Genomic DNA, 21,673 nt, shown 5'->3' with positions numbered 1-21,673 from the left:
GGTCCCCCTTCTCACTCCCTGTAAATACTGGTTGAATGAAGTAACATGGAAAGATTGAATTGCTTGAATAGGAAGGTGGTAGGTGTTATCGTCGCTTATTTCCTTATTTATGTAGTCTGGGGTTCCACCTACTTTTTCATAGGTGTGGCTTTGAAAGACTTTTCACCTTTCCTGCTCGGAGCATTGCGGTTTACAGCTGCCGGGTTGATACTTCTTGGAATCTGTTATTTACGGGGAGAACAGATATTTAAGAAAAGCTTAGTGAAGAGTTCTGCCATTAGTGGTATTGTATTGTTGTTTGTAGATATGGCTGTTGTAATGCTGGCACAACGTTATCTCACAAGCAGCCTTGTGGCTATTATTGCTTCCTCCACAGCCCTTTGGATTTTACTGCTGGATATCCCGATGTGGCGCACTAACTTTTGTAATCCTTTCACAATCATAGGTGGCATGATTGGTTTTTGGGGAGTAGTAATGCTTTATGCCGAACAGTTCCATGCTGAATGGTTGCATCCATATAGTGAACGTGGTGTTTTGCTTCTTATTTTCGGATGTATCTCTTGGGCATTAGGAACGTTGTATGCCAAATATCGATCATCCCGTGAAGAAGAAGTGAACGCTTTTGCCGGTTCTGCGTGGCAGATGCTTTTTGCCAGTGGAATGTTTTGGATTTGTGCCGCTATGAGCGGAGATGTTCAGGAAGCGGATTGGGGTAAAATATCGGCAGGAAGCTGGTTCTCCTTGTTATATTTGATTTCTTTTGGTTCTTTGCTGGCATATTCGGCATATGTCTGGTTGTTGAAAGTGCGTCCGGCTGCAGAAGTAGGGACACATGCTTATGTCAATCCTTTTATAGCTGTTCTTTTAGGAGTCTTTTTAGGAAATGAGCAAGTTACTTTTATTCAGATATTCGGTTTATTAGTGATTCTCTTGGGGGTGATGCTGATTAGCAGGAAATATAACAGGAGAAAACCATCTTTGTAGCTATTACTTTCAGGATTACAAACGAAATTTGTTAGGAGTTATTTTTGCTCTATCCTCAAAATCCATGATTGTGGTATAAATATCTGTAAATCGTATACATTCGGGTCGGACCATTTCCCGTAATTTTGTAACTGGTAATTTAATATTAAAAAGGTATAGTAATATGAAAAAGATTTTATTAATTCCATTGATGCTGCTGACGATGATACCGATGGCGGCATGTAGCGGATCAAATGCAGATCTGATTCTTCCGGAACAACAACCTGAGAATTCCGGTAGTGGAGATGAGGACGATTCTACAGATCCGGCAGACCCCACTCCCGGGGGTAACGGACGATATCTGGTGCTTTATTGCTCGCGCACAGGCAGTACAGAGCGTATGGCACAGCAGATTCAAAAAATACTTGATTGTGATATTCTGGAAGTGGAACCCCAAGTGGCTTACGACAGTGATTACGATGGAATGCTCAGTCGTGCGCAGGAGCAACTGTCTGCTATCCGTCAGGGAAATTATCCGGCGATTAAGACTTCGGTTGAAGATTTTGACGACTATGATATTGTGTTTGTCGGCTATCCGATCTGGTACAGTAGTATTGCCACACCGATGCAGACGTTCCTGCACAATCATGCTTCGAAGCTCTCAGGTAAACGTATTGCCCTTTTTGCCACCAGTGGTAGTAGCGGTATCTCTACATCGGTTGATGAGGCACGGAGGCTCTGCTCCGGTGCCACTTTCACCGAAACGCTGCTTCTGACTTCTTCGACGCTTTCACAGATGGAAAGTCGGGTGTCAGCGTGGCTCGAAACACTTGGTGCCAGTCGTGAAAACAATTATCCATCTACTTCTATGAATTTAAAGATTACAGTCGGAAACCGTACAATTACCGCCACAATGGAAGACAATGCTGCTGCGAAGGACTTCCTTTCGCGTTTGCCACTGGAGGTAACGCTGAATGATTATAATAATATCACTGAGAAAATCTTTTATCCGTCGCCTGCGCTGACTACGACAGGAGTGATACGTGGCTGTGCACCTGTGCCCGGTGATATAACGATTTATGTGCCATGGAATAATGTGGCGATCTTTTGTAAAAGCTGGTCGCAAAGTAACGACTTGATAAAGATTGGTCACATTGACGCTGACGGAATGGCGGCATTGAACGTTCCGGGTAATATTGCTGTGAAATTCGAGCGACAGTAGCTAAGTGAGATGCGGAAGTTTCTGAATCATAAAACAATATATATCACTATGAGAAGATTATTTTTTATTTTTGTAACAGTCATCGGAGTTTTGCAGATTCCGATGCAATCTATAAATGCACAGAATATGAAAAAAGAAGAAGTACCTCAAAACCTCAGCGCATTTCCGGTAGGAAAGGAAAATGCAGGATTCGAACAATACTTTACGGGAAAATCCTGGCTGGCGCCGCTGACCGGTAACAAAGACTTGAATGTCCCTATGTTCAATGTTACTTTTGAACCTGGTTGCCGAAACAATTGGCACAGCCATACAGGCGGACAAATCCTGATAGCCGTTGGAGGCGTAGGATATTATCAGGAACGGGGTAAGGCAGCACGTCGTTTGCTTCCCGGTGATGTCGTTGAAATAGCACCTGATGTAGAACATTGGCACGGTGCCGCTCCTGATAGTTGGTTTTCGCATTTGGCTATTGAATGCAATCCGCAGACCAACAAGAATACTTGGCTGGAACGGGTGGACGATGAACAGTATGCTGAAGCTACGAAAGATGACAGAGGAGGCGGACTAAGTGATACTGACCCCGAACTGGACGCGATATGGGGTCATTTTGCCAAAGAAGTACAGGAATACGGTGACTTGAATACTAAAACCCGCCTGATGGTGACCTTGGTATCCAATATAGCCTCGCAGGCCCGGACTGAATACCGGATGATGCTTGAAAGCGCTCTTAATGCAGGTATTACTCCGATAGAAATAAAGGAGATCCTTTATCAGGCAGTAGCCTACGCAGGTATGGCTAAAGTGATGGATTTTATCGGTATCACTAATGATGTATTATTGGCCCGTGGTGTTCGTCTTCCCTTAGAGGGACAGTCGGTTGTTTCTTCCGAAACCCGTTTCGACAAAGGACTGGGGTTGCAGAAGTCCATTTTTGGTGAGCGGATAGATCAGATGCATAAAAACGCTCCCGAAAACCAAAAGCATATTCAGCGTTATCTTTCTGCCAACTGTTTCGGAGACTATCAGACACGTAACGGACTGGATGTGAAGATGCGCGAACTGTTAACGTTCTCAATCCTTGTTTCTTTGGGAGGTTGTGAATCGCAGGTGAAAGGGCATATACAGGGGAATGTTAATGTAGGTAACGATAAAGATACTCTGCTGGCTGTTGTAACCCATCTATTGCCTTATATCGGTTATCCGCGCACACTCAATGCGATAGCTTGTCTGAATGAGGTGATTCCGGAAAAATAATCAAAAAATAACACTCAAACGATAAACAGTATAATCTGTTTGAGCGTATCTTTTTAAGAATTCTTTTTGGAGTGATGCGGAAGGAAACGATAGGTAATGTCCTCCATTGTCCCATTTACGATATGGTACAGACGCTGATTGGTTGTTTCAGATTTTAATCCGCCCAGAGTTTCTATGTAAGGTCCTAACTTTATATATTGGAAATAAGACACATTAAAATGATCCGGTAATTTCGATTTCCCGGAATACCAGCCGACTTTTACCGGAGCGATAGTCTGCCTGCTTAGATATTCAGCCAGCCGTTCTACTTCCGCTGGTGAAGCATCGCCACCCATAAAGCAGACGCACGTGACAGCCTTTCCGTACTTGTCGAGCAGTACGGAAAGGCTGTTTTCATTCAAGGGCTCTCCAACGTTCTCCATCAGGTAAGGACTATGGCAGCCTTTGCAGTGATTGGGGCAGTTGGAGAGATTGATAGCCAGCGTTACTTCGTCCGGTATTTCTTGAAATACAATATCGTAATCAGCGTACCGAAGCATAATATCTGAGGTCTGCCTCCTTTTGACGTGCCTGGGAGAAATTGCTGATACGTTTCATGTAGCCGATAACGCGGGTCAGATAGTCCACATCCTCGCTATGACATTCGGGACACTCGTGCAGATACCGTTTGTCGATGTGATGACATTTATTACATACGGTGTTCGGAATGTTGAATGTAAAGTAATTGCAGCCTTCGGTAGCAGCCACACGGAGTAATTGCCGGTATTGTTCTTTGCTGAGATGTTCTTCCAGGTTCATGTGCAGAGCAGAACCGCCTGTCAGATGTTCGATATAGCGATGGCCATGCAGACGGAATTTATCGACGATGTTCAGCGATTGATCTTCTACGATATAGAAGTAACTGTTATAGCATTCGCGGTAAGTCTGGAATCCTGCTTCCTTGTCCCATTTCGCATGCTTCACTCCGACATTTTCGGCAGGAATCATTTCACAGTTGAACAGAATGTCTTTTGTACGGTATTTCTTGTTATATTTTTCAATCATGCCGAGAATTTCCTGTACAAAAGCTTCATATTTAGGATTATCATTAATGTCGATTCCCATGAACTGTGCGGCTTCCACCAGTCCGTTTACACCGATAGTAAGATACTGACGACTCATATTGATGTAACCGGCATCAAATAGCGGCAACATTCCTTTTGCCTGCAGTTGCTTCAGATTCTCATTATAGGCCAGTTGTACTTTATGAACCAGATCGACTACTTCTTCCAGAAAGAAAGGATAAAGCATGCCGGATTTTACAGCGTGCTGGATACAGCGGTTCAGATTGATGGTGAGCACACTTTTAGAACCGGTAGAAACTCCTCCGGCTCCCAGCGTATAACTGAAACCGTTGTCTTGTATCTCATTACGCAAGCGGCAGCAACTGCTCAAAGAATCGGCATTGTCGCTCATATAAGTAAAGAAGGAATGCCCCTCTGCATACATCTCGGCAGTGAAGTCACCGTATTCTTTATCCAGCACGTCACCGTCTTTTGTCAAGAGTGCCATTGTCTCGACAGGGAATGTCAGTACGGTGCGGGTGCGTTCTTTATTAAACCATTTCATAAAACGCTTCTGCAACCAGCTGAGTGAATCCCAGTCGGGCTTGCTTCCATCCGGGAAAACGAAGTGCTCGAAAAGGCTGTTGAAATAATACTTGTCATAATAAGCTACATTCCAGAAGATAGCCTGGAAGTTGCGTGCTCCTGTAGGCTGATTGATGGAATAAACTATTTGTTCGAAACAGTCCGTTATAACTTTGTCAATCGATCTTTGTTTCAGGGATAGGTCTGCGAGTTTATCGGGGTTCTTATAATAATCCTGTCCGTATTCCAGTCCTATGAAATAGTTCATATACATCAGAAACTCGGGCGTAGCGCATGCCCCGCTCAACATACTCGATACGATGAATACCATATTGACGAATCCGCCACAGAAAGATTTCAGATTGGTGGGGGCAGTGGAATTGCCTCCTACGGCTGTTGTGCCTGCTATCAACCAGGGATACATCGTAATACTTGCACAGTAGTTGGCAAGATTGGTTTCATCATTCTTGTAGATGAAGTGATGATTCAGCAGGTCCAGATAACGGTCGGATATTTCTTTGCCGTACATATCTTTCAGGCGGTCTATCAACAGGCGGCGGTTGAGGCGGATAAAATTCGATTTGGGGAGTTCGCCTATCAGTGTGGCGATATTCTTGTTCTCCATATTGGCGTTGGAATCGTATTTGCTGCCGGTAGCCGGATTGGAAGCGTCGCAATAATCGAGAAGAAATTTGAGCTTGTCCCTTACTTCCCGGTCTTCCAGATGTTTCTGGCGATACAGCATATATGCCTTGGCAACGCTGTAATAATGCTCTGCCATCAGGGCGACCTCCACCTGGTTTTGGATTTCTTCTACATTTGTCCCGTCACTGATACTGACACGACTCAACACGTTGGTGATAACATCCTGTGTTGCAAAACTTCCTACTGACAAGAATGCCTTGGATATTGCATTCTTAATTTTGTCGAGGGAAAAAAGTTCTTTCTTCCCGTCCCTTTTGATAATAAATATCTCCGAACTGATTATACCTATATTTTAAGAATTAACAAATATAATTTGTGCTTACATAGTTATTCGTGCACGACAATTTCCGGAGCTTGTAATAAAATGGATCTGTGTAGGATTCGTTCTATTGCCTTTCACCCGAAAGCCTGGAATAACGGTTATCATATCGGCAGGTCTTCTGACTTGTTTCTGTTGTGACGCCTTCCCGGTTTGTTCAGCAAAACCAGTGGCGGATGAATGCCACAACATTTCTCTCATTCTGATGGAGGGATAAAACTTACAGCTACGGGGATAGTTCCTGATTTTCACGGGATTCCCTTTTAATTCCGTTTCATGTTGATGATGATTCGGAAACCGATGTTGTCGGCAAAGTTAGAAATTAAATCAATAATCCAACTGAAAAGGGGATAAAATTATTCGGCTATTATTAGCATATATCTGAAAGCCGTTATGCTGATTTCACTGTGCATAATAAAAAGAAAAAAATCTTTTTTGAAACAGGATACACAAACCCGGATACTGTCGCAAAGTGAAAATAAAGTGTTAATCTCATCGATTTGTGTCTTTTATCAATGTTCTGTTTTTAATATTGAGAATGAATGTTTTCGGTATGATTTTCTTTAGATAGAGAGAATTATGCATATAAAGATGAAATAATATACACTTTCTGAAGGCTTTATTGCATCAATATAACTGTTATATGCATCATAACAATGCATGAAACAGGTTGTTCCTTTAAATGAAACGGTCCGTTGGTTTTAAAGGAACGGGTCATTGGTCGGTGAGGAAGGTTTGTTTTCTTTGCAAGGAAGGGGGAAATCTCTTTTTCAACCGGCTTTTTACGCTGGTTGTTTTCATTTTCCATCACTATATATTGTGTTAACTTGGACTGGTTTTCTTACAATTGGTGTTATTGGGGATGTAACAGCTACAGAATTGTATCATATCGCAATATAATAATCGATATTCCTGTTCATTGGATATTTTTAGATTGGAAATCCAGCCGTTTTTTCGATCTTCCTTCTGATCCCTCTGTATATTTCGTATCCAGTTTTTGCATAATAGTCGTTCTTTCATATTTGTTCTCTAACAGGGAATGCCGGAACATACATGTATCGTTTCTCCTGGATGGATTGAGTAAATAGATGTTAATTCAGCTAGAGACCTGCGAACTAATATTTGATATGGAATGTTGTTTAATCTAAATAACGAGCTTTAATTATGAACTAAAAAGTTAGACATGAGCAAATAAAACATTTCTAATAATTTAGCAAATGAAACATTACAATTTAAAAAAGAATGATTATGAGAAAATCTATTATTTTATTAGCTATGGTATTGGGCGCTTTTACAGCGAATGCCCAGACTGTTGTGGAAGGTACAAAGTTTGCAGATAATTGGTCTGTAGAAGTAAACGCCGGTGTGATTACTCCTCTTACTCACAGCGCTTTCTTTAAGAATGCACGTCCCGGTTTCGGAATCGGAGTCTCCAAACAATTAACTCCTATATTTGGTTTAGGATTGCAAGGCATGGGATATATCAATACTACCCAAAGCAAAACAGCTTTTGACGCATCTGACGTTAGCCTGTTGGGTAAAGTAAACCTGATGAACCTGTTTGCAGGTTACAAGGGTGTTCCTCGTTTGTTTGAGGTTGAGGCAGTAGCCGGTGCGGGTTGGCTGCACTATTATGTGAATGGCGATGGCGATCAGAATTCATGGTCTACCCGCTTCGGATTGAATCTGAACTTTAACCTTGGTGAAAGCAAAGCCTGGACTTTAGGAGTGAAACCAGCCATTGTATATGATATGCAAGGTGACTTCAATCAGGCAAAAAGCCGTTTCAATGCCAACAATGCGGCATTTGAATTGACTGCCGGACTGACTTATCACTTTAAGACCAGTTCAGGAAACCGTTACTTCACTGAAGTGAGAGTTTACAACCAAGGCGAAATTGACGATCTGAACGCTTCTGTCAATGCTCTTCGTGGACAGGTGAATAATAAGGATGGTGAGTTGAACAGCGCTAACCAGAAAATCAGCGGATTGCAGCAGGAACTTGAAGCATGTCGCACTAAGGTTGTTCCGGTTGAAACTGTGGTAAAGACTGCCCGTGTTCCCGAATCTATCATTACTTTCAGACAAGGCAAATCATCGGTTGATGCTTCACAGCTCCCGAATGTAGAACGTGTAGCTTCTTATATGAAGAAATATGCCGACTCAAAAGTAGTGATCAAAGGATATGCTTCTCCGGAAGGTAGTGTGGAAGTCAATGCCCGAATAGCTGCGGCTCGTGCAGAGGCTGTAAAAACGATCTTGGTCAACAAATATAAGATTAATCCGGCACGTATCACTGCCGAAGGTCAGGGAGTAGGTGACATGTTTACCGAACCGGACTGGAACCGTGTAAGTATATGTACTATTGAAGATTAATAGGATATGTAAATAGAATAGGTGAGGGCTGTCCTTGTATGGGGCAGCCCTTATTTTGTTTTAAAACAAAATATGAATGGACGAAGTACAGAAAAATGGGTAAAGTCATTGTTTGTTTATTTAAAGTGACTATTTTTGGCAAACCATCCGTTTTATGCTGAAAAGAGTGGCAAAGCAATTGAAATAAAACTATTTATGGATATACATGATATCATTGACAACATATATAAACTGCCGGATGTTTCGAAAGAAGCATTATTGAGTGATGCTTCCGAAGTGGTATATCCTAAAGGTTTCCATCTGTTTTGGGCAAACCGTAAAAGCACTAAATTTTATCTGATGAAGAAAGGGATGCTGCATGCCTACACCCATAAGTCGGATAAGAAAGTTACATTCTGGTTCGGGAAGGAGGGAGATGCTATTTTCCCGTTGCAAACTCTCTATGATAATCAGGCGGGATATGAGAATATTGAACTTTTGGAAGACAGCGCCCTGTATGAACTGAGTGTTGATAAATTGCATAATCTCTATCTGGAAGATATACACATAGCCAACTGGGGAAGGAAATTTGCCGAAAGAGAATGTATCAAATCAGAGAAACTTTTTATTTCCCGACAATTCAAAACTTCATTGGAGAGATATCAGGAACTGATATCCGACTATCCTGATATACTTCAACGCGTACCGCTGGGTATTATAGCGTCATATTTAGGTATCTCGCAGGTCAATCTAAGTAGAATCCGGGCAAAGATCAGGTGATTTTTTATCAAATGTAAAATTCCTTTTTTACAAATGTAAAATAGAGGTGGACGGAAATTCATGACCTTTGCAACTAAAAACAATAAGTGTTATGAACTGGATTCTTTTGATTTTGGCAGGATGTCTCGAACTGGTATTTACCTTCTGTCTGGGAAAAATAAACAGGGTTATAGGAGTAGAGAAATATCTGTGGTCATTGGGGTTGCTGATATCTTTATGTGTCAGTATGCTTCTCCTGATAAGAGTAACAAAGGCATTGCCTGTTGGCACAGCTTATGCTATATGGACCGGTATCGGTGCGGCAGGCACTGTGTTGATCGGTATCTTTTTCTTTAAAGAACCGGCAAGCTGGAGCAGAATGTTTTTTATCTTCACATTGATTTGCTCCATCGTTGGTTTGAAATTGGTATCACATTGATACCTTATGGTATCATAAAAAAATAATTATCGATTATAATTTGGTAGTTATGAAAACAAAGCCCATATTTGCAGCCCCAAAATAAGGACAGGCATAGAAAATCCTCATCGGAGGGTGCTATAATAATAATTATGGTGCTGGATAAGATGAATGGTGCGAATCATTCAGCTTGTCCGGCACTATTTTATTTTGTAACAAATAGAGATTAGAGGAATAAGTAGCGAAGAAACTATGAAGGAGTTAAATTTGACACAAGGGAGCGTTCCGAAGGTATTACTGCAATTTGCGGTTCCTTTTCTGATTGCGAATGTGCTTCAGGCGCTTTATGGCGGGGCTGACCTCTTTGTTGTGGGACAATACGATGATTCTGCAAGTGTAGCGGCTGTGGCTATCGGCAGCCAGGTGATGCAGACAATTACAGGTATTATTCTTGGTATTACGACGGGAACAACCGTGCTGATCGCTATTGCTACCGGAGCCAAGGATGACAAGAAGGTGGCTTTTACCATCGGTTCTTCCGTGTGGCTGTTTTCAATGATCGGGGTACTGCTTACTTTGGTCATGGTGGCCTTTCATGGTCAGATAGCGGAGTTGATGCATACGCCGATGGAAGCAATGGCAGATACGAAAAGTTATATTCTGGTGTGTTCGGTCGGCATCTTGTTTATAGTAGGATATAACGTCGTATGTGGTATTCTGCGTGGGTTGGGAGACTCTAAGACACCGCTCTGTTTTGTAGCGCTGGCATGTGTGATTAATATTGTACTTGATTTTATACTGGTAGGATATTTCCATTTGGGAGCTACAGGAGCAGCAGTTGCCACCATAACGGCGCAGGGAGTCAGCTTTGTGATATCTCTTTGGTTCTTATATCGGCATGGATTCCATTTTGAGTTTACACGAAAAGATATCCGGCTGAACCGGAATCTGGCTAAAAGAATCATGACATTGGGGGCACCTATTGCGTTGCAGGATGCGTTGGTTAATATCTCCTTTTTGATTATAACCGTTATAGTCAATCAGATGGGAGTGATCGCATCGGCCTCTTTAGGTGTTGTAGAGAAAATCATAGTGTTTGCCATGTTGCCTCCGATGGCGATTTCATCGGCAGTGGCAACGATGACAGCACAAAACTACGGAGCCGGACTCATACAGCGGATGAACAGATGTCTGGCTTCCGGGATAGGTATTGCACTTGTTTTCGGTATATCGGTTTGTGTCTATTCACAATTCCTGCCGGAAACGCTTACCGCATTCTTTACGAAAGATGCTGCGGTTGTGGCAATGGCGGCGGAGTATCTGCGAGGATATAGCATCGACTGTATTATAGTAAGTTTTGTGTTCTGCATAAATTCTTACTTCAGCGGACAGGGAAATTCACTATTCCCGATGATTCACAGTTTGATAGCGACTTTCCTGTTTAGGATTCCGTTGTCGTACTGGTTCAGCCAGATAGATAGTTCTTCCCTGTTTATCATGGGGTTTGCTCCGCCTGTTTCAACAGTGGTTTCATTATTGATATGCATTTGGTATTTAAGGTATACACGGAAGAAAGTTTATTTGAAAGGCACAATGATGCCTGCTATGTCGAATTAGGTGTTTTTAAGTGGATATATTAACTAAAATCAATTTGTATGGAAGCTTATTTGAAGAAACTCTGTTTTGAGTATCAGGTTGAAGAAAAGGAAGTGAAAGAACTGTTGGCTCGCATGGAAATGGTGTATCTGGATAAAGGAGAAACGATTGCTTCTGCTACAATGCCCGAGCAGAGCTTGTATATTATCGTTTCCGGCATCCTGCATACATTTACTACCCGGCAGGGAGAGGACAAAACTGTCAGATTCCTGTCCGAAGGTGATGCTATCTTGTGCTACAATACAAGTAAGCATTCTATAAAAACACTGACAAGGTGTGTTGCCTATTACATCAGTGAAGATGAGATTGAAGAGTTATGCGCAACATCCATAACGTTTGCCAATCTGATGCGTCAGCTGATGGAATATCAGTTTTATTTGAAAGAGGAAATGAATGTAAATACCCGTAAACTGACAATCAGAGAAAGATATCTTTCTTTATTGACAGAGATACCCGATATCCTGTACAGGGTCCCTTTGAAATACATTACTTATTATTTAGGGGCTGACGTGACAAGTCTGGGATACTTGGCTGGCAGTCATAAATAAGAAACATTTTCTTGTGATCCGTCTCTTTAATATATTCCTTATTAAATAGTCTGTGGGCTTCCTGTTTTTTTAGTTGGAGAGGCTTTGGATTATTTGATAAGGAATATTATTTTTGTATCTCAAATGAAGAACTCGATCCCCCGATATACTTTCTATAAGAATAAGTATGGGAGTGAACTTTTAGTAGATGTCGTCGAACTGAAGTATGTAAAGAAGTTCCTCGCCCTAAGTTCTGTCCATACGCTGACTTACTATGATATCACGTTTGTCACAGAAGGAGAGGGCATGTTCTCGATAGATAATCAGACTTGTGAAGCGGTTTCCCGTGATGTGTTTTTCTCTAAACCGGGAGAGATTCGGAATTGGGATACCCATCGTATAGTTAATGGCTATGCCTTGATCTTTGAAGATGAGTTTTTATCTTCTCTTTTTAAAGATTCTCTTTTTGTGCAGCACCTCTCATTCTTCAAATCGGGGAAGACATCATCCAAATTACAGTTGTCGGATGAACTTTATATGCGTATCCTTCAGATATTGTATAACATTAAAGCGGAGATTGATTCGTACAAACAGAATGATGTACATGTATTGAGGGCATTACTCTATGAAGTACTGATGTTGTTGAACCGGGCCTATCAAAAAGCGGATATCGGGGGAGAGAGTACAAGTAAAGAAACCAACAATATCCATATAAACAAATTTATTAAGTTAGTTGACGCCCATTTGAAAGAACAGCATTCTGTTCAATATTATGCAGATAAACTTTGCATTACTCCGAATTACCTGAATGAGATTGTAACTTCAATAATGGGACTCAGTGCGAAGCAATATATACAGAATAAAGTAATGGATGAGTCTAAGAGACTACTTGCCTATACAGATTCCTCTATATCGGATATTGCATTTGAACTTCACTTCTCAACCGTTTCTTATTTTATCCGTTGCTTCCGACAACATACGGGAGAAACGCCTCTACTTTATCGAAAAACGCATAAACCGTAAAAAGTGCTATTTCTCCCTTTCTTTTTATTGCACTGATTGTGTTCTATATTCCTACTTTCGCATCAGATAATAACCATTTAAAATAATTGAATAATGAGAGATGCAGAAAAGACAGTAGGGAACATGATTGATAAGTTGAAAACGGCTTTTATCGGTTCCATAGATAATGAAGGATTTCCTAATATCAAGGCCATGTTGCAACCCCGAAAGCGGGAAGGGATAAAAACAGTTTATCTGACGACAAACACTTCATCAATGCGTGTCGCGCAGTATAGGGAAAACAATCATGCCTGTATTTACTTTTGTGATGCGAGGTTTTTTAGAGGTGTGATGCTGCGTGGCACTATGGAAGTGCTGACTGATAGTGCCAGTAAAGAGATGATCTGGCAGGAGGGTGACACCATGTATTATCCGGAAGGCGTGACAGATCCCGACTATTGCGTGCTGAAATTTACGGCAACTTCCGGAAGGTTTTACAGCGGTTTTAAGTCTGAGAGTTTCATGGTTGAATAAAGCTTGGAAACAGGGAGTGTTATGGGATTGGTAGGACAAGTAAATGAAGAGAGTTATCCCATTACATCCCTGACGTATTGCATGGGTGAAATACCATAAAATTCTTTGAATTTCTTCCCGAAATATTTGGCATCGCAATAGCCTAGTAAGGTTGCGATTTCAGAAACATTATATTGTCTGGAAGCCAGCATCGTTTTGGCAATCCCCATCTTATAGGAGAGAATGTAATTGGTGGGAGATTTTCCAACAATGAACTTCACTCTGTTATAGAATGCTGTGCGACTCATTCCTATGTCGGCACACAGCATTTCTACTGTATATTTTTCACTCGAAAGATTCTTCTCCAGACATTTCTGTATTTTATCTATCAGTATGGCGTCACTGTCGCCCTGTGATACCTTTTCAGAATGGTTGGCAGGAAGAGTAGCTGCCGCAAACTCTTTGAGTCGCTCTTTTTGTGCAGCACGGTGATTGATCAGAGCTATTATATCTGCCTTGAGTTTGCAGACGTTTATCATACGTAATTCTACTTTGTCGGCACCACAGCCGATATGTGCCAGATAGCTTTCGCTATCGCACAGGCTTATCAGAAGGATTACCGGAATATTACACATACAGGTATCCGCCTTTATCTCTGAGCAAAGCTCACTTCCATATATGCCATTGACTGTTTCGTCAACAATGATGACATCCGGATTACGCTGGGTGGGAGAGGAACAAACCAGTTCGGGATTGTCAAAAACGGAAACCTGAAAGTTTTTCGAGAATCGTTCATGTAGATAACCGCTCAGTTCTGTATCTGCCATAACCAGAAGGACATGAGGTACTTTATTGCCTTTCGATGCCTCTTTGTCTTTTGGAGACAACTGCTCTTTGCAGGGAAAAGTGTTTTCGTAACCATTCATTACAGAATATTGAGTGATCGGGCAGTAATCTTTTCTGCAAGGGATATGTATAGGGATACTGATTTGGATAAAAATGCCTCTTCCTTTTTTTCTTCCTGTTATTTTTCCATCATGTAGGCGGATTATTTTCTTGACTATATGGAAATGCCTGCAATAAGATATTGGCATTCCTGCCAGGATCGATTGTCCCGAACGTGAATCCCTTTTTTCAGTATACGTGCTGTTGCTTATTTGTAGGTTCCAGTAGCCATCGGTATGTGACACCCTAATGTCTATGTGCTCCTCCCGGGGAGTTATATCTATTATCTTATATAGTAAACATTGCAGCGTTGCAGTCATCATAGCTTCATTGATCCGGCAACTGACGTAGCCTGCTTCCCTGTTGGTGCATAGTTGTATCCTGCGTGTTTGGGCGTATGTCCGGCAATGGGTGATTATTGAATTGATATAAGTATGAAGTTCGAATTCGTTGGTTTGAAATTCTGAAGCTGCATGATTGGTCAGCTTGTTCAGGACTGCAATGTTTTGGTAGCATTCCATGACATGCATCGTGTAACCGAGCGCATGATTTAGCTTTTTTGAGATATCTTCCGGAAGTTTTTCCGAATCGATGTCATTCAGCAGATTCTGCATTAATGTTAATGGAGTTTGAGTCCTGTGTACCATGCTCAGGGCAAGGCTTAATTTGTCGTGGGAAAGTAGTTCTTTGTTGCGTTTTGTTCGATGGTAGGCTAGTAGAGATATAAATAATCCGAGGCTGAGACTTCCAATGGGATATGTCAGGGAACTTGCATCTTTTTCTGCCTTTATAGGAGGATGGAAAATACCTGAATATGGATGCGTCTGATTTAGATTCGCACTAATCAGCGTAAAAGTGAATATTAATATAAGTCTCATACAGAATTTAAATAAGGGTTAAATAGTTTTTGTGATAAGCCTATGCCGTTTTTTTCATTCAATCACATAGCTTGGTTCTAATATGCTACTGCAAGTATAATTAGTTTCCTATATCCGGACTGGGTATTTTTCGTCAAAAATAGGGGTAATATTTATCAAAGGATCATTTTATGGAGGGATTTAACTAAGAAAAGGGAGGTGGACCAGCTGTTTGTCATCCTTTTGTTATGTATCTGACATCAAAATGAAATATATCCGTTATGAGAATGCTATATTCAATGCTACTGGTATTTACCGAAAATAGTTTGGTAAATACCAATAATACCAGAAGTCTCTTATGTCTATATTCTTCGTTTGTTTATCCTTTCGGACAGACCCCATTCTTATAAAACAGATAACTTTCTTCTATCGCTTCAGCTGTATCGGCTTCTAATGCATATAATATTTCCCTGCAAAATTCCAGTTGTCCGATGCCATTGGCAGTTACAATATTTTCATCTCTTACAGCCTGTTTATTTATATAATTGGATTCGCCTGTATATTGATCTCCGGCATATTGTTTCAAGTAATCGAGTGTATTGCTGGTATGCTTTACCTCATTTAAAAAACCATGCATACCAAGAAAGACGGAGGCGTTGCAAATACCAGCAACCAGTTTCTTGTCTTTGAGTGCTTTCTTTACAAGCGGAACAATCAATTCGGCTTCCGGTGAAAACCATCTCATGCCGCCGATTAATATCAGGCCCGCATAGTCTTCCGGCATATCTTTTAGATCATAATCGGGTAATACTCTGAGTCCTCCTATTGAAGTGACAGGCTCTTTGGTTATTGAGAGGTATTTTACTTTATAATTGATGGGGTTTCCGGGTTTAACACCCTGATTCAAACAGATGGCTGTAAATGCACCCTCCCAATCGGCAAAACCATTTAATAATACAAATATTACTTCTTTCATACGTTATTCTATTTTTTGTATGCACAAAGATGCTATATTTAATTGAATTATGAGTCCATAGCCGGACGAATAAATTTATGTACTTGAAGATTTTGTGTAACGGAGAGTGTTTCAGTTTCGGGAAAACGTTCCGTCTGACTAATTTGAGAATGCAAAATAGGTGCAAGTGGCATTAAAAAGAAGTTGGGTATAGAAGAAGAGAACTTAAATTAGAAAACAAGTAAGATACTTATTATTATGGAGTAGAAACATTATTTTTGTATTCTATAATAATTGAAATATGGAATTCGTAGATCGGATAGAAAAACAAAAACGGCTCCAAAAAGCGTTGAACGGTGAGAAATCTGCATTTGTCGTTGTATATGGCAGGCGCAGGTTAGGAAAATCCACCCTGATAAAAAAAGTGCTGACTTCAAATGATGTGTACTATATAGCTGACCAAACCGAGCGTGCGCATCAAATCAGCCTGCTTGCCAAAGAAATCGGTATGGTAATACCGGATTTTGATAAAGTAGTATATCCTGATTGGGAAGCAATACTGACAGCTCTTAACCATCGGACTCAAGAGCGTTTTTCACTCTGTTTGGACGAGTTCCCGTATTTGGTCAAGAGTTCTCCTGAACTCCCTGCCCTATTGCAAAGGTTGATAGATTCCCGTAGCCTTAAGTATAACCTGATTATTTGTGGGTCTTCCCAACAATTGATGCAGGGATTGATATTGGATGGTAGTGCCCCGTTATACGGACGTGCAGACCAGATGCTGAAACTATCTCCTATACATATTAAGTATTTACAGGAAGTATTGCATTCGGATGCTGTGAGTACGGTGGAAGAATATGCTATATGGGGAGGTGTGCCCCGTTATTGGGAGCTTCGGTTACAAGATGACGGCTTGCAGGAGTCAATAGCTTATAATATACTCAATCCGTTAGGTACACTGTACGAGGAACCGATCCGTCTGTTTATGGACGATATGCGGGATGTAATTCAGGCATCGACGCTTCTCTCTGTGATTGGGAGCGGTGCCAACCGGTTATCGGAAATTGCCGCACGCCTGGAAAAACCGGCTACCCATTTATCCGGTCCATTAGAGAAACTACGCTAACTGGATTTCATCGAACGGGAGATTCCTTTCGGTGAGAATCCGAAGAACAGCAAGAAGAGCCTGTATAAGGTAAGTGACCCATTTATGGATTTCTATTTTCATTTTGTAGTTCCCAACCGCTCGCTGATAGAACTCGGACGTTCCGGTTTTGTGACGGATGCTATCTGCTCACAGTTTTCTCGATATGTATCTGCCTGGTGGGAAAAACTATGCCGTCAGGCCGTCAGTGGTGGAGTAATCGGCGGAGATATGTACAATCTTGCCGGACGTTGGTGGGGCAATGTATCAAGGGATGAAGCTATCGAACTGGACGTAGTGGCACAGAGTATGGACGGTAAGAAACTGCTTGTCGGGGAATGTAAATGGACAGAAGGTGAAGATGCAGGCAGGCTAATTTATGAACTGACTGCCAAAGCTCGGAAACTCCCTTTCTTGAAAGGGCAGGAAATCGTTCCGGTATTATTCCTGAAACAAAAGCCGCTTCGTGAGAGTGATGCTCTGGTGATAACACCTCAGGAAATTATTGATGCTATCGGCTAATTAAAGTAAAGAACCCGCTATTTTTGCTAAAGTGAAGAAAAAGAAAAAGCTCTGAAATTCTTGAATTTCAGAGCTTTACTATTTGCTTTCGCGGTGCGTACGGAAGATGAACCTTTATTCTATTCTTCACGTACTCAATATCTTAGCAATCTCTAAAATCTTTCTCCCACTAATAACCCCACGTGTGCAATTCTTTGGATTGCTTGGTGTTGCGGTGGTTGTTTGAGTTGGTGCAAAAATACGAAATAGTTCATATAATAATCATCAATAGCCTATAATTTTTACAAGAAAATATTGTATCTTTACTGCAAATAAAGAAACTTAGTATGTTTGAACAGATAAAGTTATACATATCCAACAAATGGGAGAAATTATATCCATTACTATTTTCTTCGATGATATGTTTGCTATTGTACTTTTTTAAAGATAATGAAATAATAGATAAGTGTTATTATAAATGTTTTGATAAAACATTTATATCAGCTTTAGTTACAGCGGAAAGTATTGTTTTTGGGTTTTTATTGACAACGATGGTAACTTTGATGCAGTTAAACAATTCCGCTATTAAAAATTTAATTGATACTAATAGATTTCCAGAGTTAATACAATACAATAAGACAGCGGTAATATATTCTTTTTTATCTGTTATCTTAACCTGTGTGTTTTTATTAACATTAGAAATTCAAATACCTTATTACAATATATTTGTTGCAATATGGATATTTGTTATGAATATGGTCATATTCCTAAGTTATAGATTTTTGAATATATTTTACTCCTTTCTTAAACGCTGAATACTATCTACCACAGTAGAAACTTCTTTATAAAGTTTCATATAAACCGTATTAATACCATTTTTTCTATCCATAAATTGAAGGTTTGAAGCTATAATAGGTTCTTCTATTGAAAAACGAAAATCAATTTTGTTTAGTAAAAATCTACAACATCCTCTATTTCAGCTCCATCTTCATCTAAGATATTTCCTTTAATTATAAGTTTATTACCTTTTTCTCGCCCTAATTCTGTTGCCTCTGAATGAATACGTCCAAAACTATCTATAATATTTAAGATTTCCCCTTTCTTTAAGCTTTTTACTTTATCCGCAGTAAAAGAACATTGCATGTATTTATCTGCATTAAGCTGATCGGATATACTTGCCAATCCTCTTGATGACCCTTTAGACAAATTATTTCTAAGAAGCCCGGTTGGTTTAGCTAATTTCAAATTTACATATTTTATTCTCACCATGTTTTCAACTCTTTCATACGCCTCTTTTTTTAAAAGAGGACTGATTTCAATCCAAAAAGTAGGAATAGAGTCCCTAATAGCCCTCGCCTCAAAATATGCACATATTTTTGACGGACTAACTCCCATTCTATTTGTCTCTAAATATAGTACTTTAAATTGGGGATCATATAAAAATACATTAGGATAGGCTAAGCCTTGTCCATCATCTAAGGGCAATGCTGTATAATCGTCTCCATTTCCAGGTTTATGAGCCGGTGGAATATTTTTTCGACTTGTAGTTACAAATAGACCAACAATACTTCCATTTTTCTGTATTTGAGTATATTTAAGTTCGATTGTTCTATATTGATCAAGAACAAAGGGTTTTAACGAAGATTCTTCGTTATCTAAAAGGAGTTGTACAAAATCCATGCTTTCTGGAATATTCACTGAATAGCATGTTACTTTTTTATTAACCATAGTATTATCGTCTTTTGTTACTTACAAAAGTATTACGTTACAACGAATTAAGCAAATTTTTAAATAGAAAATATTAATAATATACACAATCAAACTTGACCTTTATTCATTTTTTGATATGGCTAATAAGAACGCAAATTTATAAACGCCATTATATTGTTGGTTAATTTTCTAAAGTTCAAATGATTACAAAAATATTTTTTTTGTAAAAGTAGGGCACTACCCTTTTATTTACTCCTAATTTGCTTTGTATTCTTTCAATAATTCTATGGCAAACAGAGATTAAAAATCAATTCTGATACATTTTTCTATTAGCTTTTAGGGCTTTTTTGTTAGAATGTCCCTTTTTTACACCTATTATCAATCTAAGAAATCTTACTTTTGCCTGATAGTTAAGGCAAAATGGAGAAAATTCAAGTAATACAACCTACCAAATTGCTCGCTCCTTATATAAAGCAATATTGGTTTTTAAGGATAGATGATGTAAAGCAAGGCTTCCAACGTTCTATCCCGGCAGGTTGTGTAGCACTTGTTTTTCATAAAGGAAATAAAATTATTTCTTCTTTTCATAAGGGAACGCAGCCACAATCCTATATAAGTGGGCAAATCAGTACTTATTCAGACATAGAATTTTCCTTCTTGGATATGGTCATTATTTTATTCCAGCCTATCGGATGCAGGATGTTTTTTCCATATCCTATGGAAGAGTTTACTAATCAGAATATAAGCATTGATTTGTTAGATAATACCTATTTAGTAGAATTGGAAGAGAAAATAAATGAAGCATCAGATAATTATCAAATAGTCAGATTGATAGAAGAATATTTATTAAATAGACTATGCGAAAATATATCATGCAACGCCAATAGGATGATGGCTACTATACACAATATCAATGAAGGTGAAGGAAATATATCCGTTTTATCTCAAACGGCTTGTTTAGGATATAAGCAATTCAAACGGATATTCGCTGAATATGTAGGACTAAATCCAAAAGATTTTATCCAAATCACACGATTTAGAAAGGCATTCAATATTTTGCAATCAACTCCACAAATCAGTATAAGTAAGGTTGCCTATGATTGTGGATATTATGATAAATCACATTTAATAAAAGAGTTTAAAATGTTCACGGGTTATACCCCTACACAGTTACTTGATATTTGTGATATTTATACCGAAAATCTATCGGAATTCAATTCTGTATTTATCAACGACAACAAAGAACTTAATAATATCGCTTTATGAAAATATTGATATACGGTGCTGGCGTAGTGGGTTGTACTTATGGCTGGCAATTATCCAAAGCAGGATGTGACGTTACTGTATTGGTGCGTAAAGGGCAAAAAGAATTTGTACAAAAAAATGGTATTCACATTATTTGTTCTGACTTTAGAGAGAAAGTAAAAAAAGATACAGATATAATCTTTAAGCCTACAGTAATAGACGAACTTTCGTCAAATAATGATTTTGAATACATTATTGTCTCCACCAATAAATTGCAATTATCAACTATATTGCCAAGTCTTTCAAAGTCAGCAGGAAAAGCAAATGTTGTATTTTTCCAAAATAACTGGGATGTTTTTACTGAAATAGATAAATATCTAAAACCTGAACAATATTTTTTTGCCTTTCCCTTTATGGTCGGGGGCGGAAAAGAAGATAAAAGCATACATTGTGCCATTTCAGGTCTAAAATATTCCAATACTCCGTTAGGTGAAAAAGACGGGCGGATAACTCCACGAGTAGAAAAGCTTTCTATAATACTGGATAAAGCAAACTTAAAGCCTGTCATTTCTAATCAAATATTAGTATGGCTAATCACACATTATGCTGTCGCTGCCGGTCTTTCAGCGGGAATAATGAGTGCCGGAAGTGCCTCTAAATTTATAGAGAATACAGCTATTATCAAAACTACAATGAAAGCTATTCGGGAAGGCTTAGCTATTTGTGAAAGAATGGGCATCAATCCTAAAACAGAAAAAGCAAACAGATTATATCTTTTACCTCTATTTATCAGTGTGCCAATAGCTAAGAAAATTTATAGTAATGATGCTCTGCAACTTATGTTTGATGGACATATAAATCATTCTCCTGCTGAAATAAGGCAAATGATAGATGATATAATAGATAGTGGTGTAAAATATGCTGTTATAACTTCTAATTTGGCACAATTAAAAAGTTATATATCTTCTAACCAAACTAATAAAAGTAAGTGAATA

At 39.5% G+C, this 21,673-nt stretch carries 18 protein-coding genes, 1 pseudogene and 1 riboswitch; of the genes and pseudogenes, 13 read left to right on the top strand and 6 right to left on the bottom strand.

Annotated elements, in window-relative coordinates; translation table 11 throughout:
• The first annotated feature begins 45 nt into the window (after positions 1–45).
• From K6V30_RS20250 to K6V30_RS20240, 3 genes are all read left to right on the top strand, one after another.
• Complete coding sequence (locus K6V30_RS20250) at positions 46–984, top strand: EamA family transporter (RefSeq protein WP_010538651.1); 939 nt, start codon at positions 46–48, stop codon at positions 982–984.
• Positions 985–1,147: 163 nt separating this feature from the next.
• Positions 1,148–2,185, top strand: coding sequence for a cyclophilin-like fold protein (locus K6V30_RS20245; protein ID WP_055268979.1), 1,038 nt, complete (start codon positions 1,148–1,150; stop codon positions 2,183–2,185).
• 48 nt (positions 2,186–2,233) lie between these two features.
• Positions 2,234–3,439, top strand: a complete 1,206-nt coding sequence (locus K6V30_RS20240) for a cupin domain-containing carboxymuconolactone decarboxylase family protein (protein ID WP_070612879.1) — start codon at positions 2,234–2,236, stop codon at positions 3,437–3,439.
• Between the two features lie 53 nt (positions 3,440–3,492).
• Here the strand turns inward: K6V30_RS20240 and nrdG are convergent, their stop codons facing one another.
• From nrdG to K6V30_RS20225, 3 genes are all read right to left on the bottom strand, one after another.
• Positions 3,493–3,978, bottom strand: coding sequence for an anaerobic ribonucleoside-triphosphate reductase activating protein (gene nrdG / locus K6V30_RS20235; protein ID WP_010538648.1), 486 nt, complete (start codon positions 3,976–3,978; stop codon positions 3,493–3,495).
• Complete coding sequence (gene nrdD, locus K6V30_RS20230) at positions 3,962–6,055, bottom strand: anaerobic ribonucleoside-triphosphate reductase (RefSeq protein WP_055268977.1); 2,094 nt, start codon at positions 6,053–6,055, stop codon at positions 3,962–3,964. The genes nrdG and nrdD overlap by 17 nt, the downstream gene beginning before the upstream one ends.
• A gap of 130 nt (positions 6,056–6,185) precedes the next feature.
• Positions 6,186–6,408: riboswitch (cobalamin riboswitch) on the bottom strand.
• Positions 6,409–6,710: 302 nt separating this feature from the next.
• The gene (locus K6V30_RS20225; protein ID WP_139147243.1) at positions 6,711–6,902 is read right to left on the bottom strand and encodes a hypothetical protein; all 192 of its coding nucleotides are present in this window, start codon (positions 6,900–6,902) and stop codon (positions 6,711–6,713) included.
• A gap of 431 nt (positions 6,903–7,333) precedes the next feature.
• Here K6V30_RS20225 and K6V30_RS20220 point away from each other — a divergent pair, with 431 nt between their 5' ends.
• The 7 genes from K6V30_RS20220 (at position 7,334) to K6V30_RS20190 (ending at position 13,342) form a co-directional block, all read left to right on the top strand.
• A complete protein-coding gene (locus K6V30_RS20220; protein WP_010538646.1) occupies positions 7,334–8,467 on the top strand; it encodes an OmpA family protein in 1,134 nt (377 codons plus the stop codon).
• Positions 8,468–8,662: 195 nt separating this feature from the next.
• The gene (locus K6V30_RS20215) at positions 8,663–9,226 is read left to right on the top strand and encodes a Crp/Fnr family transcriptional regulator (protein WP_010538645.1); all 564 of its coding nucleotides are present in this window, start codon (positions 8,663–8,665) and stop codon (positions 9,224–9,226) included.
• A 91-nt stretch (positions 9,227–9,317) separates the two neighbouring features.
• Positions 9,318–9,644, top strand: a complete 327-nt coding sequence (locus K6V30_RS20210; protein ID WP_010538644.1) for a DMT family transporter — start codon at positions 9,318–9,320, stop codon at positions 9,642–9,644.
• A gap of 231 nt (positions 9,645–9,875) precedes the next feature.
• Positions 9,876–11,240 carry an MATE family efflux transporter gene (locus tag K6V30_RS20205; RefSeq protein WP_055268975.1) on the top strand — a complete coding sequence of 455 codons (1,365 nt, stop codon included), beginning with the start codon at positions 9,876–9,878 and terminating at the stop codon, positions 11,238–11,240.
• 38 nt (positions 11,241–11,278) lie between these two features.
• The gene (locus tag K6V30_RS20200; RefSeq protein WP_010538642.1) at positions 11,279–11,827 is read left to right on the top strand and encodes a Crp/Fnr family transcriptional regulator; all 549 of its coding nucleotides are present in this window, start codon (positions 11,279–11,281) and stop codon (positions 11,825–11,827) included.
• A gap of 123 nt (positions 11,828–11,950) precedes the next feature.
• Positions 11,951–12,829: an AraC family transcriptional regulator gene (locus K6V30_RS20195; RefSeq protein ID WP_010538641.1), complete on the top strand. Its 879-nt coding sequence runs from the start codon at positions 11,951–11,953 to the stop codon at positions 12,827–12,829.
• 93 nt (positions 12,830–12,922) lie between these two features.
• Entirely contained in the window at positions 12,923–13,342 is a 420-nt protein-coding gene (locus tag K6V30_RS20190) for a pyridoxamine 5'-phosphate oxidase family protein (RefSeq protein ID WP_010538640.1), read from the top strand.
• 53 nt (positions 13,343–13,395) lie between these two features.
• Here K6V30_RS20190 and K6V30_RS20185 read toward each other — a convergent pair whose 3' ends face one another.
• Together K6V30_RS20185 and K6V30_RS20180 are read right to left on the bottom strand one after the other, a co-directional pair.
• Complete coding sequence (locus tag K6V30_RS20185) at positions 13,396–15,144, bottom strand: helix-turn-helix domain-containing protein (RefSeq protein ID WP_070101306.1); 1,749 nt, start codon at positions 15,142–15,144, stop codon at positions 13,396–13,398.
• Positions 15,145–15,502: 358 nt separating this feature from the next.
• Positions 15,503–16,099, bottom strand: a complete 597-nt coding sequence (locus tag K6V30_RS20180) for a type 1 glutamine amidotransferase family protein (protein WP_055268973.1) — start codon at positions 16,097–16,099, stop codon at positions 15,503–15,505.
• 280 nt (positions 16,100–16,379) lie between these two features.
• Between K6V30_RS20180 and K6V30_RS20175 the strand changes: the two are divergent.
• Positions 16,380–17,744: pseudogene (locus K6V30_RS20175) on the top strand (ATP-binding protein).
• A 927-nt stretch (positions 17,745–18,671) separates the two neighbouring features.
• Here the strand turns inward: K6V30_RS20175 and K6V30_RS20170 are convergent.
• On the bottom strand, positions 18,672–19,451 hold the full coding sequence (locus K6V30_RS20170; protein ID WP_224207191.1) for a DUF6731 family protein: 780 nt from the start codon (positions 19,449–19,451) through the stop codon (positions 18,672–18,674).
• A gap of 402 nt (positions 19,452–19,853) precedes the next feature.
• Here K6V30_RS20170 and K6V30_RS20165 point away from each other — a divergent pair, with 402 nt between their 5' ends.
• On the top strand, positions 19,854–20,699 hold the full coding sequence (locus K6V30_RS20165) for a helix-turn-helix domain-containing protein (RefSeq protein ID WP_055268971.1): 846 nt from the start codon (positions 19,854–19,856) through the stop codon (positions 20,697–20,699).
• Complete coding sequence (locus K6V30_RS20160) at positions 20,696–21,670, top strand: ketopantoate reductase family protein (protein WP_055268970.1); 975 nt, start codon at positions 20,696–20,698, stop codon at positions 21,668–21,670. The genes K6V30_RS20165 and K6V30_RS20160 overlap by 4 nt, the downstream gene beginning before the upstream one ends.
• Positions 21,671–21,673: the final 3 nt, after the last annotated feature.

Source organism: Bacteroides faecis (assembly GCF_020091505.1).
In the GTDB taxonomy this organism is placed as follows: Bacteria; Bacteroidota; Bacteroidia; order Bacteroidales; family Bacteroidaceae; genus Bacteroides; species Bacteroides faecis.
The sequence above is the reverse complement of the archived record's forward strand: the minus strand, read 5'-3'. Positions and strand labels throughout refer to the sequence as shown.